10 protein-coding genes are annotated in these 17,873 nt (G+C 74.3%); 6 read left to right on the top strand and 4 right to left on the bottom strand.

Annotation, left to right across the window (positions count from 1 at the left end; all coding sequences use genetic code 11):
* Positions 1-20: 20 nt before the first annotated feature.
* Positions 21-2,192 carry an SF1B family DNA helicase RecD2 gene (gene recD2 / locus JOE68_RS19650; RefSeq protein WP_204843763.1) on the bottom strand — a complete coding sequence of 724 codons (2,172 nt, stop codon included), beginning with the start codon at positions 2,190-2,192 and terminating at the stop codon, positions 21-23.
* 696 nt (positions 2,193-2,888) lie between these two features.
* Positions 2,889-3,791 (bottom strand): alpha/beta fold hydrolase, encoded by a 903-nt coding sequence (locus JOE68_RS19645; protein ID WP_204843762.1) that lies wholly within the window; start codon positions 3,789-3,791, stop codon positions 2,889-2,891.
* A gap of 250 nt (positions 3,792-4,041) precedes the next feature.
* Between JOE68_RS19645 and JOE68_RS19640 the strand changes: the two genes are divergently transcribed.
* Both JOE68_RS19640 and JOE68_RS19635 read left to right on the top strand, forming a co-directional pair.
* A complete protein-coding gene (locus JOE68_RS19640) occupies positions 4,042-5,382 on the top strand; it encodes a mechanosensitive ion channel family protein (RefSeq protein WP_307819759.1) in 1,341 nt (446 codons plus the stop codon).
* Between the two features lie 77 nt (positions 5,383-5,459).
* Positions 5,460-5,936: a hypothetical protein gene (locus JOE68_RS19635; RefSeq protein ID WP_204843761.1), complete on the top strand. Its 477-nt coding sequence runs from the start codon at positions 5,460-5,462 to the stop codon at positions 5,934-5,936.
* A gap of 136 nt (positions 5,937-6,072) precedes the next feature.
* On the opposite strand, the gene JOE68_RS19630 is transcribed toward JOE68_RS19635, so the two are convergent.
* Entirely contained in the window at positions 6,073-9,318 is a 3,246-nt protein-coding gene (locus JOE68_RS19630) for a S8 family serine peptidase (protein ID WP_204843760.1), read from the bottom strand.
* 976 nt (positions 9,319-10,294) lie between these two features.
* On the opposite strand from JOE68_RS19630, the gene JOE68_RS19625 reads away from it, so the two are divergent.
* Positions 10,295-11,950, top strand: a complete 1,656-nt coding sequence (locus JOE68_RS19625; protein WP_204843759.1) for an FAD-binding dehydrogenase — start codon at positions 10,295-10,297, stop codon at positions 11,948-11,950.
* Between the two features lies 1 nt (position 11,951).
* On the opposite strand, the gene JOE68_RS19620 is transcribed toward JOE68_RS19625, so the two are convergent.
* The gene (locus JOE68_RS19620) at positions 11,952-14,687 is read right to left on the bottom strand and encodes an AfsR/SARP family transcriptional regulator (protein ID WP_204843758.1); all 2,736 of its coding nucleotides are present in this window, start codon (positions 14,685-14,687) and stop codon (positions 11,952-11,954) included.
* Positions 14,688-15,028: 341 nt separating this feature from the next.
* Between JOE68_RS19620 and JOE68_RS19615 the strand changes: the two genes are divergently transcribed.
* From JOE68_RS19615 to JOE68_RS19605, 3 genes are read left to right on the top strand one after another with little or no spacing between them, the layout of a single operon-like run.
* The gene (locus tag JOE68_RS19615; protein ID WP_204843757.1) at positions 15,029-15,469 is read left to right on the top strand and encodes a hypothetical protein; all 441 of its coding nucleotides are present in this window, start codon (positions 15,029-15,031) and stop codon (positions 15,467-15,469) included.
* A gap of 1 nt (position 15,470) precedes the next feature.
* Complete coding sequence (locus JOE68_RS19610) at positions 15,471-17,018, top strand: PPE domain-containing protein (protein ID WP_204843756.1); 1,548 nt, start codon at positions 15,471-15,473, stop codon at positions 17,016-17,018.
* Positions 17,015-17,776: an ESX secretion-associated protein EspG gene (locus tag JOE68_RS19605; RefSeq protein WP_204843755.1), complete on the top strand. Its 762-nt coding sequence runs from the start codon at positions 17,015-17,017 to the stop codon at positions 17,774-17,776. Before JOE68_RS19610 ends, JOE68_RS19605 begins: the two co-directional genes overlap by 4 nt.
* The last annotated feature ends 97 nt before the right edge of the window (positions 17,777-17,873 follow it).

Raw genomic sequence — 17,873 nt, 5'->3', positions numbered from 1 at the left:
ACGCCCGGGTGTGCCGCCGCTCAGGCTTGGCGCAACCGGTGGTCCAGCGCCGTGTGGCGCCGACCCGCGCCCAGGGTGCGGACCGCCTGCCCGATCGCCTTGCGCGACCCGACCAGCACGACGAGCTTCTTGGCCCGCGTCACCGCCGTGTACAGCAGGTTCCGCTGCAACATCATCCACGCGCTCGTGGTGATTGGAATGACGACGCACGGGTACTCACTGCCCTGTGAGCGATGAATCGTCATGGCGTAGGCGTGGGTCAGCTCGTCCAGTTCGCCGAACTCGTAATCCACGGACTCATCCTCGTCCGTCTTCACGGTCAACTTCTGCTCCACGACGTCGATCGCGGTGACGACGCCCAGCGTGCCGTTGAAGACCCCGTTCTCCCCCTTGTCGTAGTTGTTGCGGATCTGCGTCACCTTGTCGCCGACGCGGAACACCCGACCGCCGAACCGGCGCTCCGGCAAGTCCTTCGTGGACGGTGTCAGGGCCTCCTGCAGCACGACGTTCAGCGCGCCCGCGCCCGCCGGCCCCCGGTGCATCGGCGCGAGCACCTGGACGTCCTTGCGCGGGTCCAGGCCGAACTTGCGCGGGATGCGGTTCGCGACCACGTCGACGGTCAGCGCGGCGGCTTCTTCGGCTTCCTCCACCGGGAACAGGAAGAAGTCCGGCAACCCCTGCACGAGCGGGTAGTCGCCCGAGTTGATGCGGTGGGCGTTGGTCACGACGCCGGACTGCTGCGCCTGCCGGAAGATGTGCGTCAGGCGCACGTTCGGGATCGGGCTGCCCTCGGCGAGCACGTCCCGCAGCACCTCGCCCGCGCCGACCGAGGGCAGCTGGTCGACGTCGCCCACCAGCAGCAGGTGCGCGCCCGGCGCGACCGCCTTCACCAGCTTGTTGGCCAGCAGCAGGTCCAGCATCGACGCCTCGTCCACCACCACGAGGTCCGCGTCCAGCGGGCGGTCCCTGTCGTACGCCGCGTCGCCGCCCGGCCTCAGCTCCAGCAGGCGGTGCACCGTCCGGGCCTCGTGCCCGGTCAGCTCGGTGAGCCGCTTGGCCGCCCGGCCGGTGGGCGCGGCGAGCACCACCTTGGCGTGCTTGGCCGCCGCCAGCTTCACGATCGACCGCACCGTGAAGCTCTTGCCGCACCCGGGCCCGCCGGTCAGCACCGCCACCTTGCGGGTCAGGGCGAGCTTCACCGCGTCCCGCTGCCTGTCCTCCAGCGACGCGCCGAGCCACGCGAACGCGCGCTCCCAGTCGGCGCCCGCGAACGCCGGCAGCCGGTCCTCGCCGGTGTTGAGCAGCCGCGTCAGCTGACCGGCCAGGGAGATCTCCGCCCGGTGGAACGGCACCAGGTAGACCGCCGCCTCGCCGTCCGGCATGACCTCCCGCACGACGCCCTCCTCGGCCACCAGCTCGGCCAGGCAGTCGATGACCAGGCCGGTGTCGACCTGGAGCACCTTGATCGCCTCAGCGATCAGCTGGTTCTCCGGCAGGAAGCAGTCGCCGCCCCCGGTGGCCTCGGACAGGGTGAACTGGAGGCCCGCCTTGACCCGCTGCGGGCTGTCGTGCGGGATGCCGACGGCCTTGGCGATGGTGTCGGCGGTCCGGAAGCCGATGCCCCACACGTCGGTGGCCAGCCGGTAGGGCTCCTGGCGGACGACGTCGATCGACCTGTCGGTGTACTGCTTGTAGATCCGCACCGCCAGCGAGGTCGAGACGCCGACGCCCTGGAGGAAGACCATGACCTCCTTGATCGCCTTCTGCTCCTCCCAGGCGGCGGCGATCAGCTTCGTCCGCTTGGGCCCGAGCTTGGGCACCTCGATCAGCCGCTCGGGCTGCTGCTCGATGACGTCGAGCGCGGCCACGCCGAAGTGCGTCACGATCCGGTCGGCCAGCACCGGCCCGATGCCCTTGATCAGGCCGGACCCCAGGTAGCGGCGGATGCCCTGGATGGTGGCGGGCAGGACGGTGGTGTAGTCGTCGACGTGGAACTGCTTGCCGTACTGCGGGTGCGAGCCCCAGCGCCCGCGCATCCGGATCGACTCGCCGGGCTGCGCGCCCAGCAGCGCGCCCACCACCGTGACCAGGTCGCCGCCCCGGCCGGTGTCGACGCGGGCCACCGTGTAGCCGGTCTCCTCGTTGGCGAACGTGATCCGCTCCAACACCGCTTCCAGGACCGCTTCCGACACGCGCCCACCGTAGCCTCCGCCGGGGCACACCCCGGATGTCCACCACTGCGACCAGGGCCTTCCACCGGCACCCGGCCTCGGCAGACCACCTGATCACCGCCTCCACCGGCCGCCTTCCGACCCGCATCGCCGGCGCAGGCAGTGCCGGCGCAGACCGCTCTCCGACGCGGGCGGTTCCACGCGGTCGAGCGCGGTCCGGGCGGTCGAGCGCTGTTGCGGGCGGCCGGGCGCAGTGCCGGAAGGCCGGACACGGGCCGGAAGGCCGGACACGGGCCGGAAGGCCGGACACGGGCCGGAAAGTCGGGCGCGGGCCGGAGAGTCGGGCGCGGGCCGGAGAGTCGGGCGCGGTGCCGCAGTGCTTGAGGGTCGGACACGGGCTGGGAGGTCGGGGCCGAGCTGAGCAGCCCCCGACTTCCATCCTTCCAGCCACCACCGACAGTCCCGCGAGCAAGAGCTGAGAACCGCCCCCGCGATGCCCTGCCCGCCGAACGGGCACCGTCGGTCCCAATGGCCGTCGGCCCTGGCAGCCGTCGGCCCTGGCAGTCGGCAGACCGAGCAGTCGGCAGACCGGGCAGTCGGCAGGCCAGGCAGTCCGCGGACCGGGTGTGGATCGGCGTGTCCGTCCTCGTCCTGGGTGTGGGGCTGCCGGCGGCTCCGCCGTGGCCGGCCTGTGCCGGCGCGCGTTCGACCGCCTGGTCAGCGTGGGCGGTCGGTGTTCGTGGGGTCGGTGTTCGTGGGGTCTGGGGCGGGGTGCGGTTCTTCGGGGGTCGTGTGCGCGGTGACGTGCTCGGCCACCAGCAGCGCGAGGGCGCGGGCGTGGGTCACCGGTGCCCAGTGGCCCGCGTCGAGCGTCCGGTGGCGCAGGTCCGAGGTCCAGCGGTCCGCCTCGGTCAGCGCGCCGGCCGTGACGAACCTGTCCCGGAGCAGGCGCACCAGCAGGACCGGCACGTCGGTGCGGCGTTCCCGCGGTGAGCGCAGGCGCGGGATGAAGTTCGCCCGGTAGAGCGACATCCCGTGCACCCCGTCCTCCACGACGGTGTCGGCGAGGTGCCCCTGCGCGCCCTCGCTCCGGCGCAGCAGCCGCCCCCAGCGCGGCCCCACCACCCGCCGCCACACCCACGGCGCGACGAACGGCACGTGGAGCACCGCGACGTACCAGGAGCGCAGCAGCTGCTCCAGGTGCGCGGCCGTCGGCCGCCGCCTCGCCCAGTGCCCCACGTGGTCCAGGCACAGCCCGGAGATCGAGGTGCAGGAGGCGATCCGCGCGCCCGGCGTGGTCACCGCCTCCCACGACTGGATGGAGCCCCAGTCGTGGCCGACGAGGTGCACGGGCGAGACCGGGCTCACCGCGTCGACCACCGCGAACAGGTCGCGCGCCAGCACGGGCAGCCGGTACGCGGCCAGCGCGCGCGGCTTGTCCGACTCGCCCGCACCGCGCACGTCGTAGGTGACGACGTGGAAGTCCTCCGCGAGGACTTCCGCCACCCCGTCCCACACCCGCTGCGTGTCGGGGTAGCCGTGCACCAGGACGATCGTCGGCGCGGAGCGGTCACCCCGTTCCCGCACGGCCAGCCGCACGCCGTCGGACTCCACGAACACGACTCCTCCTCCACCGGTCGAGCACGGGTGGCCCCGGGGCCGCGCGGGCGCCGAGGCCGTCGGGCTCCGCCGCGGGTCGGGTCGTCCGCGCAGCTCCGTGGAAGCTCCCGAACGGTAGCAACGCGGGCGCGGGGGCACGACGCGGAGCGGGCCGCGCCGGCGATCGTGAGGAAGGTCGCCACACGAATGGGTGACCGGCCGCTCGGGTACGGCTCAAGGACGTGTCCCGACAGCCAGGAGGTGCCCACCCGTGCTCGTCGCAGCTTCCACGTTCGCCGCTTCGGTGCTGGTCGCGCTGGTGGCCGTGGCGCTCGTGCACCGCGTGATCCGGCGGATCGGCCGGCGGTCCCACCTGTTCGCGGGCCTGGCCCGCCACGCGCACCGGCCGGCGCTGGCCGTGGCGGTGCTGGTGGCCGTGCAGTTCTCGCTCGGGGTCGTGGCGCAGGGGCAGTGGCGGCCGATCGCCCTGCACGCGGTCGGGATAGCGCTGATCCTCGCCGGGGCGTGGCTGCTGGCCGCGCTGCTGGTGGTGGCCGAGGACGCGACGCTGTCGCGCATCCGGGTCGACGTGTCGGACAACCGGCACGCCCGGCGCGTCCACACGCAGATCACGCTGGTGCGGCGGGTGACGGTGGTGGTCGTCGGCGTGCTGGCGGTGGCGGCCGTGCTGATGACCTTCCCGAGCGCGCGGGCGGCCGGCACCAGCCTGCTCGCGTCGGCCGGTGTCATCGGCGCCATCGCCGCGCTCGCGGCGCAGTCGCTGCTGGGCAACGTGTTCGCGGGCATCCAGATCGCGTTCAGCGACGCCGTGCGGCTGGACGACGTGGTGGTCGTCGAGGAGCAGTGGGGCCGCATCGAGGACATCACGCTGACCTACGTGGTGATCCACCTGTGGGACGACCGGCGGCTGATCCTGCCGACCGCGTACTTCCTCAAGACCCCGTTCGAGAACTGGACGCGCACCCAGTCGGCGCTGCTGGGCACGGTGGAGCTGGACCTGGACTGGACCGTGCCGGTGGAGGACCTGCGGCAGGAGCTGCGGCACGCGCTGGAGGCCAGTGACCTGTGGGACGGCCGGGTGTGCGTCGCGCAGGTGACCGGGGCGGTCAACGGGTTCGTGCGGGTGCGCGCGCTGGTCAGCGCCTCCGACGCCGGGCGGCTGTGGGACCTGCGGTGCCTGGCGCGCGAGCACCTGGTCTCCTGGCTGCGCGCGCGCCACCCCGGCGCGCTGCCGCAGGTGCGGGTGCGCGACCTGCCGCGCGCCGCGTCGGCGGCGGAGCGGCCCGCGTCCGGTTCGGACAACCGCGTGTTCGGGGAGAGCGCGGACGGCGAGGAGCGGGTGCAGGCGTTCAGCGGCCCGGACCAGCGGGCCAACGGCGCCGAGCGGGCCAACAGCACCGAACCGTCCAACAGCACCGCGCGAACCAACAGCGCCGAACCGGCCAACAGCACCGAACCGACCAACAGCACCGCGCGAACCAACAGCGCCGAACCGGCCAACAGCACCGAACCGACCAACAGCACCGCGCGAACCAACAGCGCCGAACCGGCCAACAGCACCGAACCGACCAACGGCGCCGAGCGGACCTGACGCGGGCGCGGAACCGGCGCAACCGCACAGGGCGCTGTCTCCGTCCTGGTGTCAGGATGGCGTCGGGAGGGGTGCGGATGAAACGGCTCGTGGTGGTGGCGTGCCTGTGCGCGCTGGTGACCGGCTGCGGGTCCGCGGCGGAGCACGGCGGGGCGGGCCGGTCGCCGGTCCCGTCCACCGGACCGGCCCCGTCCTCCCAGCCCCCGACGACCGAGCCGGCCGGCCCCCCGACGACCGGATCGCCCCTCTCCCCGACGACCTCGGAGGCATCGGTGCCCGTGGAGCTGACCCCGCACGGGAAGGCGGTGCTGGAGCAGGCGCGGAAGAACGGCGAGACGAGCGTCGCCCTGTCGCTCACGACCGAGGCCGGCGCGACCGAGCGGGTGGCCTCGGCCCTGCGCGAGCTGGGCGCGACCGTGGAGACCTCCGACGCCTCCCTCGGCTACGTCCGGGTGAGGGTGGCCCTGGACGACGTGCGCCGCGTGACCGCGGTCGACGGCGTGCGGCACGTGGACGTGGACGAGCCGCTGAGCAACATCGACCCCACCCCCTGAAGCCTCCTCGGAAGGGCCTCCCGGGAAGACCTTCCCGCAAGGAGCCCACCCCGAGAAGCCCGCCCCGGAAAACCTCCCGGAAAGCCGACAGGGCCGCCCCCGGCGAACCGGGGGAGGCCCTGCGGGAGCGGGAACGTCAGGCGACGTTCTGCACGATCACCGAGCTGCGGCCCACGACCGAGCCCTCGGCGGTCTGCACGGTCAGCTCGCCGCGCAGCACGCGACCCGCACCGGCCTGGCCGGTGGCGGTCACGACGCCCGGAACGGTCCACGACGCGCCGGCGACCCGGTCGGCGTCGCTGTCCGCCACGGCCACCGTGCCGAGGCCGGCCGCGGTGTAGACGTCGATGTAGTCGTACTCCGTGCTGCCCGCGGGCACCGCGTAGCCGTCGACCTGGACCCGCCAGAGGCCCGCCGCCGGGTTGGGCACCGTGGCCGACTCCTCGGAGTCGGCGTCGGCCGACGTCGCGGCCGGCAGGCACGCGCCCGAGGTGCAGTCCAGGACGGTCAGGTCGAGGTCGGCCGAGATGTCGCTGGTGCGGCCGATGGTGGCCCGCAGCGACGTCGTGCCCGCCGGGACGGTCACGTCGTAGAACTGCGACACGCCCTCGGTGATCGCCGGGCGGGCCTGCTTCGCGCTGCTCAGGTCACCGCCCACGAGCTTGCCCTTGAACGCGGCCAGCGTGTTGGTCACCGTGTACTCGCGGTCGACGCCCACACCGCTCTGCGCGGACGCGATGGTGTCGGGATCGGGGCTGACCGTGGTGCCCAGCACCGACGCCGTCACCGCGTACGGGGTGGTGGCCGCGTCGGAGGTGCGCCGCGACTCGACCACGATCTCCCACACGCCCGGCACGGGGTTGTCGACCGTGCGGCTGGTCGGGGAGCCGCCGGCGCAGCCCGCGCCCGCGTCCGGGTTGTAGCAGTTGGTGGACGAGGTGGTGTCGGCCGGCACGCCGTACGGGTCGTAGCGCAGGAAGCGGATCTGGCCCTTGCCGGCCTCCGCGCCGCCGCCCACCATGTCGATCTTCAGCGCGCTGGCCCCGGCGGGCACCCGCACGAAGTGGCTCTGCGACTGGTTGCGGGCGACGCTGCCGGACTTGCCGATCGTGAACTTGTTGCCCGCGTTGAACTCCTCGGCCGCGAACACCGTGTTCAGGGTGAGCACGTCGACGCCGCGCGTGGCCGGGTTGTCCAGCTTGAGCACCGCCGAGTGCGCGCCCGCCTTGGTGGGCTTGACCTTCACGTCGAACTTGACCGGCGTGTTCAGCGGCAGGCTGACCATGGACTTGGACGAGAACGTCCCGTCGTTGCCCTGCCAGTTGACCAGGAACTGCTGGTTGCGGTTCGGGCCCGTGGTGCGGGTCAGGGTGTAGGTGCGCACGTACTGCTTGCCGATGGTCACGCCCTCGCGGTCGTGGATGCCCACGCCGGTGTTGGGGGTGGCCAGCAGGCCCGACAGCGCCGTGTTCACGGTGACCGCGGTGGTGACGGCGTGCGTGTTCGGGTGGGCGTTGAGCTGCTGCCAGGAGCGCTTGACGTCGAACAGGCCCGCGCCCTGCTCGTAGGCTTGCAGCGAGGAGACCCACTTGGCGCCGGAGCGGATGGCGTCGCGCAGCTCGCGCACGGTCGGGCGCTCGCCGTTGTGCTCGGCCTTGAACGCGCTGACCAGCAGCGCGGCGGCGCCGGTCGCCTGCGGGGCGGCCATCGACGTGCCGTTGAACATGGCGTAGCCGGCGGGCAGCTCGTAGGTGCCGGCGACCGGGCCGGGCACCTGCCACTGCGGCACGGTCGAGATCGCCGAGCCGGGCGCGACGATGTCCGGCTTGAAGCCGCCGTCCTCGCGCGGGCCGCGCGAGGAGAAGCCGTGCAGGTTCTCGCGCTGGGCGGTGACCGAACCGTAGTTGGACAGCCACGTCTCCTTGGTGATGTAGGAGCCGACGCTGATCGCGTCCGTCGCCACCGACGGGTCGCCGACGGTGTTGGCGCCCGCGCCGCTGTTGCCGGCCGAGATGAAGATCTGCATGTTGTACTCGGCGATGGTGCGGTTGTACAGCTCGGCGCGCGCGTTGTTGCCGTCGTTGAGGGCGGGCAGGCCGCCGATGGAGATGTTGACGACGTCCGCGCCGTTGCGCGCCGCGTAGAGCACGCCGTCGACCAGGCCGGAGGAGGTGCACGACGGGGTCGACAGGCAGACCTTGACCGCCATCAGCTTCGCGCCGGGGGCGGCGCCGGCCATCTTGCCGCCGAACATCTTGTTGGCGGCGGTGATGCCCGCGACGTGCGTGCCGTGCGCGGCGGCCGAGATGCCGATGTTGACGTAGGCGGTGCCGCCGTTGTCGTAGATCGACCGGTCGGTCTGCACCACGAAGGCCACGGTGTCCAGCACCGGGGTGGCCGGGTTGTCCGCGCCGAAGTGGCCGACGTCCTTCTTGTACTTGTAGTCGATCATCGCGGCCTGGTCGGTGAAGTCGCCGTCGCCGTCGACGTCCACCCGGACTTCCTTGGTGTTGACGTCCTGCAGGACGCCGAAGGCGTCGACCCGGTCGCCGTCGCGGTTGATGTCGCCGCCGGTCTCGCTGTTGGCCAGGCCGAGGTCGCCCGCGGTCTCGCGGAACAGGCCGAAGCTGTACGGGCCGCCGGTCGCGGGGGCCTTGTAGGTCGCGCCGCCCGCGGTGAACGTGCCGTTGTGCCGGCCGGAGACCTGCACCCAGGTGCCGTCGCCGGAGTTGGTGGCGTTGGCGTTGTACCAGTCGACGATCTTGCGCTCACCGGTGGACGTGGTGGCCAGCGCCGGGTGGTCCAGGTCGATGCCGCTGTCGAGGATGGCGATGGTGGTGCCGCGCCCGTCCCACTTGCGGTTGTGGTCGGTGAACTCCGCCGCCTTGGTGTCCTGGATCGGCATGTACGGGTTCTTCTTGGGCGTGTTGGCGCCCGGCGCGCGCTGCGGCAGCGGCGTGGTGGCGCCTTCGGGGCGCGGGTTGTCCAGCGCCACCAGGCCGTCGACGTCGACGGCGTCGACCGAGGCCAGCTCGGCGGCCTTCTCGGCCTTGTCGCGCGGCACGGAGACCTTGAGGTACTCGACGTCGCGCTCGGTGGTCTCGACCACGCCGCCCAGGGCCTCGAGGTCGTCGGCCGCGGAGTCCAGCTTGCCCTGCTCGGCGGCGACCAGCAGGGTCACGGTGTCCTGGCCGGCCTTCTCGGCCTCGGCCAGGCGCTGCCGGTCCTGCTTGTCCAGGCCCTTGTCGGTGGACGCGGGCGCGTTCGGCGCCTCCTGCGCGACGGCCGGAGCGGCGGCGAAGCCGAACCCAGTCGTGCCCAGCACGGCGGCCAGCAAGGCCGCACTGGTGCGGTGTCTCCACCGACTTCCTGAGTTGTTCACGGCGCAAACCCTTCGTGGGGAAAGATTGGCGCAAGCACATCTCCCCGGGTTCCCCCGGACAATCGCGCGAACAGCCCAATAGGGTAGTCCACATTGGACTGTTCGGGGTATTGCGCGGACGCGCGCGAAGTGCCGCACCTGTTCGGCGCAGGGGCGACAGCTCCAGTCAAGAGCCGACCGGCCGGAATGTCAAATACGGTCAACGGTGAATCGCCGGACATCGCCGACGACCGGTAACGAATCGCCCGCCGACCCGATGGCGGGCGCACCGGTCGACACCGGTCGACACCGGTCGACACCGGCGGGAGCCGCGCCGCCCGGCCGGGCGGCCCGCCCCCGCGCGAAGGGGTCGGTCCGGCGTGCAGGGCGTGCCTCGGCCACGTCGCCAGGCCCGCCCCCGCGCGAAGGGGCCGGTCGCGCTGCGTGATCACCTGCGGGTCGCGCGAGCGGGACCGCGATCGGCGGCAGAAGTGTGCACGGTGAGTGGTCGCATTGGCGTAGCGGCAACCAAACAAGACACGGATGGGTGACATGGAATCCCGGTCCACCTCGCGAAACGGCGACTCTGCGTAGTGACGCTGGACACCTCGGGAACGTCTGTGGTATGCCGCCCGTTGTACGACTGGTCGGCTCGCGGATGCCGCCCGGACGTCAGGACCACCGAGCGCCCCTCCCCCCTGGGCGCGCGGCAGGCCCTCTCCCCGAGGCGTCCCAGGAGCGCCCGCGTCAGCCGGCCGCCGTCGGCCGGACGGAACACCCCTCACCGAACGGCCGGCGGCCTCAACGAACGGCGGTGCGCGCGCCACAACCCCCTGCGGTCCCCGTGGCGCGCGCACCGCCGACCGCTGAAGCCGACCGCAGAAGCCGACCGCTGAAGCCGACCGTGCAAGCGGAGTTCCCGCACCGGGGCCCGGCGGGCGGTCCCGATGGCGCGCACGGCTGTGATCGCCGGCACGGCACCACCTAGACTCGCCTGATGGCACAGGACGCGGACGTCATCGTCGTCGGCGGGGGTCTCGCGGGCCTCGTCGCCACCGCCGAGCTCGCCGACGCGGGCCGCCGGGTCATCCTGCTCGACCAGGAGCCGGAGGCGTCGCTGGGCGGGCAGGCGTTCTGGTCCTTCGGCGGCCTGTTCCTGGTCGACACGCCCGAGCAGCGCCGGCTGAAGGTCCGCGACTCGGCCGAGCTGGCCCTGCAGGACTGGCTGGGCTCGGCGGCGTTCGACCGCGACACCGACCACTGGCCGCGCCGGTGGGCCGAGGCTTACGTGGACTTCGCCGCCGGCGAGAAGCGCAGCTGGCTGCACGCCATGGGCGTGCGCTGGTTCTCCTTCGTGCAGTGGGCCGAGCGCGGCGGCTACCTCGCGGACGGCCACGGCAACTCCGTGCCCCGCTTCCACGTGACCTGGGGCACCGGGCCCGCCCTCGTCGAGCCGTTCGAGCGCCGCGTCCGGGCCGCCGTCGCGGCGGGCCTGGTGCGGCTGCGGTTCCGGCACCGCGTCACCGGGCTGACCACCACCGCCGGCCGGGTCGACGGCGTGCGCGGCGAGGTCCTGGAACCCAGCGCGGCCCGGCGGGGCGAGCCCAGCTCCCGCACCCCGGCCGGCGACTTCGAGCTGCGCGCGCAGGCGGTCGTCGTCACCTCCGGCGGCATCGGCGGCAACCACGAGCTGGTGCGCCGCAACTGGCCCGCCCGGCTGGGCTCCCCGCCCGAGCACCTGCTCTCCGGCGTGCCCGACCACGTGGACGGCCGGATGCTCCAGGTGGTGCAGGGCGCCGGCGGCGCGGTGGTCAACGAGGACCGCATGTGGCACTACCCCGAGGGCATCGCCAACCACACCCCCGTCTGGAGCCGGCACGGCATCCGCATCCTGCCCGGCCCGTCCTCGCTCTGGCTCGACGCCACCGGCCGCCGCCTGCCGGTCCCGCTGTTCCCCGGCTTCGACGCGCTGGGCGCGCTGGAGCACATCGTGAAGACCGGGCACGGCCACTCGTGGTTCGTGCTCAACCGGCGGATCATCGGCAAGGAGTTCGCGCTCTCCGGCTCCGAGCAGAACCCCGACCTGACCGACAAGGACGTCCGGCAGGTGCTCCGGCGGGCCCTGCCCGGCGCGGTGGCGCCCGTCGAGCGGTTCGCGCGGCGCTCCGAGGAGTTCATCATCGCGCGCACCGTCCCGGAACTGGTCGCCGGCATGAACAAGCTGGTCGGCGCCGACCTGGTCGACGCCGCGGCGCTGGAGGCGCTGATCGTGCAGCGCGACCGGCAGGTCACCTCCGGGCTGGGCAAGGACATGCAGGTCAACGCCATGCGCGAAGCCCGCCGGTTCCTGACCGACAAGCTGATCCGGGTGGTCGAGCCGCACCCGCTGCTGGACCCCAAGGCCGGCCCGCTGATCGCCGTGCGCCTGTCCGTGCTGACCCGCAAGACGCTGGGGGGCCTGCACACCGACCTGTCCGGCCGCGTCCTCACCGCCGGCGGGACCCCGCTCGACGGGGTGTACGCGGCGGGCGAGGCGGCGGGCTTCGGCGGCGGCGGGGTGCACGGCTACCGGGCGCTGGAGGGCACCTTCCTGGGCGGCTGCCTGTTCTCCGGCCGGGTGGCGGGCCGCGCCGCGGCGCGGGACGTCGGGTAGCTCACACGCCCACCACCCGCGGGTCCAGCTTGCGCACCAGCTCGTCGGCGTCCACCAGCCGCAGGTCCCGGTAGAGCTGCAACGCCCGCGACCAGTGCGGCACGGCGGCCTCCACCCGGCGCAGCTGCTCCAGCACGTCCCCGACGGCCCGGTGGCACAGGGCTTCCTGGTACCGGTCCCCCAGCCGCTCGGCCAGCGCCAGCCCGGACCGGTAGGACTCCAGCGCCTCCTCCAGCCGCCCCAGCTGCCGGCAGGCCGTGCCCACGGTGTGCAGGGTCGCGGCCTGCGCCTTGGACGGCGCGGCGGAGTCGAACAGCTCCAGCGCCTCCGTGGCGTGCCGCAGCGCCTCCCGCGGCGACTGCTTGCGCAGCAGCACGTTCGCCAGGTTGTTGTGCACGTTGGCCTGCGAGCGCGCGTCGCCGACCCGGCGGGCCACCGCCAACGCCTCCAGCATCGTCGCCTGCGCCCGGTCCAGCCGGTCGTCGGCCATCAGGCAGTACCCGAGGTTGGCCAGCGCGGCCTGCTCCAGGTGCGGGTCGCCGCCGGACAGCTCCGCCGCCCGCGTGCACGCCCGCACCGCCTCGTCCATCCGCCCCAGGTCCGCCAGCGTGGAACCCAGCCGCAGCAGGAACGCCGCCTCGGCGCCCCGGTCGCCCAGCGCCCGCGCGGCGGCGGCCCCGGTGCGGCACAGCGCCAGCCGGTCGACCCGGTTGCCGCGCCGGAAGTGGAACGCGTCCAGGCACAGCGCCAGCCGCCAGGTCCGCTCCCGCCGGCCGCTGTCGAGCGCGATGTCCAGCAGCAGCCCCAGGTTCGCCTCCTCCAGCGTGAACCAGCCCAGCGCGGCGGCGTGCGAGGACAGCCGCGGGAAGCTGGCGGGCGGGTGCTCGGGCCGGCCGAACGGCCGCGCGTGGTCGGACAGGTAGGCGCGCGCCGAGTCCGCGACGCACAGGTAGTAGTCCAGCAGCCGGTCCGTCGCCGCGGCGTTGTCCACTTCGGACTCGCCGGCGGCGAGGTGGTGGGTGAACAGCCGCACGAGGTCGTGCCGCGAGTACCGGTCCGGCGCCGACTCGTGCAGCAGGCTCGCGTACGCCAGCGTCCTGAGGTGGGTGCGCGCGCTGACCACGTTGACGTCCAGCAGCGCGGCGGCGGCGTAGCTGTCCAGGTCCGTGCCGGGGTGCAGCCCGAGCCGGCGCAGCAGCCGCGCCGCGCCCTCGGGCAGCTCCCGGTAGCTCACCGCCAGCGCCGCGTGGACGCCGCGCCCCGCCTCCGGCAGCTCCAGCGCCGAGAGCCGGTGCTGCTCGTCGCGCAGCTCGTCCACCAGGGACTGGATCGTCCACCGCGGCCGGGACGCCAGCCGCGCGCCCGCGATGCGCAGCGCCAGCGGCAGCCGGTCGCACAGCGCCACCAGCTCCGCGACGGCCGCGGGCTCCTGGTCGGTGCGGTGCCGCCCCAGCACCGCGGCGAGCAGGCTCTCCGCGCTCTCCTCCGGCAGCGTCTGCACGTGCAGGGCCGCCGCGCCCTCGGTCACCACCAGGTCGTCGAGCCGGTGCCGGCTGGTGACCAGCACCAGGCACCCGGCCGAACCCGGCAGCAGCGGCCGGACCTGCTCGGCGGAGCGGGCGTTGTCCAGCAGCACCAGCACCCGCCGCCCGGCCAGCAGCGACCGGTACTGCGCGGCCTGCGCCTCCAGGTCCACCGCGATCTGCGAGTCGGTCAGCCCCAGCGCCCGCAGGAAGCCGACCAGGGCCGCGCGGGGGTCCAGCGGCTCGGTCTCGTCGAACCCGCGCAGGTTCACGAACAGCTGCCCGTCCGGGAAGTCCACCGCCGCCCGGTGCGCCCAGCGCAGCGCCAGCGCCGTCTTGCCCACCCCGGCGGGCCCCACCAGCAGGCCGATCGGCGAGTCACCGCGCAGGCCCTCCGCGAGGTCCGCCAGCTCCGGCTCCCGCCCGACGAACCCCCGGTGCTCGCGCGGCAGCTGCGCCGGCGCCGGACCGCGCCCCACCGGCTTCGGGGCGGTGTCGCCCGCCAGCACGGTCCGGTAAGCCTCCCGCAGCTCCGGACCCGGGTCCACGCCCAGCTCGTCGGCCAGCCGCTCGCGCGTGCGGTGGAACAGCTCCAGCGCCTCCGCCTGCCGCCCGGTCCAGTGCAGCGCCAGCACCAGGCGCGCCACCAGCGCCTCCCGCAGCGGGTGCGCGGTTACCGCGTCGCGCAGGCCCGACACGGCGTCCGCGGCCCGGTCCAGCCGGAACAGCCGGGTCGCCAGCTCCTGCACCGCCACCAGCCGCAGCTCCTCCAGCCGGGCGGAGACCGGCTCGCGCACCTCGGCGCCCGGCACGTCCGCCAGCACCGGGCCGCGCCACAGCGCCAGCGCGCCGGTCAGCTGCGCGACCGCGGGCTCGTCGGCGGCGTCGCGGGCGCCGGCGACCAGGTCCTCGAACCGGAACACGTCGACCGCCGCCCGGTCGCCGGTCAGCACGTAGCCGGGCGCGCGGGTGACCAGGGCGACCCCGCCGACCAGGACCTTGCGCAGCTGCGCGATGTGCCCCTGCAGGGCCGCCCTGGCCTGCGGCGGCGGCGCGCCGTCCCACACCAGCGACAGCAGCCGGTCGCCGGACACCACCCGGTTCAGCTCCAGGGCCAGCGCCGCCAGGACCGTCCGGCGCTTCGCCGCCCCCAGCCGGACAGCCACCCCGTCCGCGGCGACGAGCTCGACCGGGCCGAGCAGGTTCACCCGCATCCTGAAGAACCTCCTGTGTTGGATTGCGCCGGCTCCGCCGCCGCGGGCTCGGCCGCCTGGGAGTCGGCAGCTCGACCCTGATCCCACGTCGATCGAAAAGCGTGATCGACGTGGGATGAGGATCGAACTGCCGACGCGGCCGAGCGGGGGTGTCCAGTGGACGCATCGGTGGGGGGGCGGGGTTGGGAGCGGGGGGAAGGCAGGGCTGGGAGCTGGGTGGAGGCAGGGGGGTGAGGGCATGGGGGTGAAGGCGGTGGGGCGTTGGTGGGACGTTGGGCGGGCGTTGGGACTGCGAGTGATCCTAGTTTTCGTCCACCAGGCTGCCTTCGCGAGGGAATCCGATGTACATCGCCGGAGCAGGGAATGAACAAGAGGCCGCGCCTCGGCAAACCGACCGGGTCTCCGAGCAGGTGGCCAGGGTCGGCGGCCAACTCCTCGCGCTGCGCGAGACGGTGACCTCCGGCCGGGTCCTGCTCGACCCCGCGACCGGCGAGGAGCTGCGCAGGATGCTGGTCGAGCAGGTCGACCAGGTCGACTCGTGGCTGGAGCGGGCGGGCAGGCTCGCCCGGCCCGCGCCGCTGGGCGCCAACCCCGTCGGCGACCGGATGGCCGCCAAGTTCGGCGCCCGCGCGGAGGGCGACCCGCAGTCGTTCGTGTCCGTGATGACCGCCTACCGGGACGTCCTGCAGCAGACGCACGACTCGGTGCAGGGCGCGATCCGCAACTTCCGGGCCGTCGACGAGGACCACGGCACCGAGCTGACCCGCTTGAAGGGCGTGTGACGTGGCCGTCGAGCTGAAGATCGACCTGGTCCTGACCGACCGGCAGAACTGGGCGTCCCGCTCGCACCGCGAGCTGTACGACGCGGTGCACACCAACAACGACCCCGGCCAGACCGGCGAGATCGGCGCGGAGTGGGGCCAGTTCGGCACCGAGCTGACCGAGTCGGCGCGGGTGATCAACGAGCGCGTCGCCGCCACCGAGGCGGGGTGGACCGGCGAGGCCGCCGACGCCGCCCGCGCGGCGATCAAGCAGCTGGCGAACTGGATCACCGAGACCGCCACCACCGCCGTCGAGGTCGGCAAGCGGGTCGAGGACCAGAGCCGGATCATGGAGAACGCGCGGGCGCGGATGCCCGAGCCGGTCGAGTTCAGCTGGGACGAGGCCACCGGCGCGTTCTCCGGCGGCGGCCTCCAGGGCCTGCTGTCCTCGGCGACCGACGTGCAGGCGGCCAACGAGCTGGCGCGCTCGGCGCACGAGCAGGCCGTCACCGTGATGACGGCGATGGAGGACGAGTCGCGCGCGGTCGACCGCGGCACGCCGATGTTCACCCCGCCGTTCAACCCGGTGACCGGGCGCGTCGAGGAGCCGCGGCCCGCGGCGCTGCTGACGGCGGGCGTCCCGGCCCTGTCCGAGGCGCTGCCCGTGCAGGGGGCGTCCGGCGCGGGTGGCGGCACCCACGTCTCCGGCTACGCGCCCTCGGTGACCCCCGCGACCCCGGCCTACACCCCGGGCGGCGGCGCCGGTGGCGGTGGCGGCTACGGCGGCGGCGCGGGCGGCGGTCAGGGCACGCCCCAGGTGCCGGCCGCGGCCTACCGGCCCGAGGGCACGACGGCCGCCGCGGCGGCGGCCCAGGTGCCGGTCGCGAACAAGTACACCCCGCCCGCCCACCAGCTGCCGCCCGGTGGCGGCCACCAGCCGCCCGGCGGCTACGTGCCGCCGGGGTACACCCCGCCCGGCGGGTCGTCGGGCAGGCAGCAGCCCCCGCCGTACAAGCCGGCCCCGCCCGGCACGGTGGTGCCCAAGCCGCAGGGCGGTTTCGGCCCCAACGGCAAGCTGCCGCCCTACATCCCGGCGGGCAGCCCCGGCACGCCCCCCGTCCCCGGTTCCGGCGGCGGTGGCGCGCCGCGCGTCCCCGGTTTCCCCGGCGCGATGCCCGGCGGGTTCGGCGGTGGCGGTGGTTTCGGTGGCGGTGGCGGTGGTTTCGGCGGCGGTGGCGGTGGTTTCGGCGGCGGTCACGGCGGCGGCGGTTTCGGCCCGACCGGTTCCGGTGGCCAGCTCGGCGCGGGTGGCGCGTCCGGCGCGCTCGGCGCGGGTCCGCGCGGTGCGGCGCCCGGCGGTTTCGCCCCCGGCGCCCCCGGCGGCGCGGCAGGCGCCGGCGCGCCGGTGGGCGGCGCCCCGATGGGCGGCGCGGGCGGCGGTCAGGGCGAGGACAAGGAGCACCGCGCCGCGGCGTACCTGCGCGGCGAGGACATCTTCGAGGTGCCCGGCGAGAACCTGCCGCCCTCGGTGATCGGCGGCGCGAAGCCGCGGAAGAAGGCCGACCAGTGATCGAGCCGCACCACCTGCTCACCCCGCGCGAGCTGGACGTCCTGTGGCACGACCTGGGGCTGGGCCGGCTGCCCTACCCGCTGGACGTGCCCAGCCCGGGCGCGACCGGCGAGGAGCGGTCCCGGCTGCGCGCGGAGGTGCTGGCCGACTACGGCGAGCCCGACCCCGGCCTGGTCGACCTGCTGCGCCTGCTGGCCGACCACCGGCTGTCCGTGGACGCGGTGGCCCACCTGGACCGACCGGTGCGCGCGGTGGCGGCCTCGGACGGCCGGCGCGCCGTGCTGGCCGTCATCGACAGCGGCAAGGTGGGCGTGCTGGAGATCCGGCCCACCGCGCTGGCGAGGTCGATCGTGGAGGTGCTGCCGGACGGCTCGCCCGGTCCCGGCAGCGCCCTGTCGCTGCGGCTGGAGGCGCTGGACGAGGCCGTCGCCCTCCAGCAGGAGGGGCAGGACGACGAGGACGACCCGTGGGGCGGCGGTGGGCTGGACGAGCGCGCGGCGCTGCAGAGGGCCGGCCTGTCGCGGGAGGACGCCACGGCGGTCGGCGAGCTGGCGGCCAACCGGGTGGCCGGCGGCCAGTTCGGGGTGAGCGTCGGCGGCGGGTACCGCAGCACCAGGGCGGGCGTGCTCATCACGTGGTTCGACACCCACCAGGGCCGGTACCTGATGGTGCGCGAGAACGGCTGGCTGAGCCTCGCGCCGACCGACAACGACCGCATCGCCACGAGGATCGCCTCGGTGCTGTCCGCGGTGGAGTGACCGGCGGCGCCGCAGGGGGGCGCGGTGCCGTGGCGGACCCGAGGGGCGTCCGCCACGGCCGCGCGGCGGGCGCCCCGCCCGCCGGCGGAAGGGCGCG

It is taken from the genome of Saccharothrix algeriensis (genome assembly GCF_016907655.1).
In the GTDB taxonomy this organism is placed as follows: domain Bacteria; phylum Actinomycetota; class Actinomycetes; order Mycobacteriales; family Pseudonocardiaceae; genus Actinosynnema; species Actinosynnema algeriense.
The sequence above is the reverse complement of the archived record's forward strand: the minus strand, read 5'-3'. Positions and strand labels throughout refer to the sequence as shown.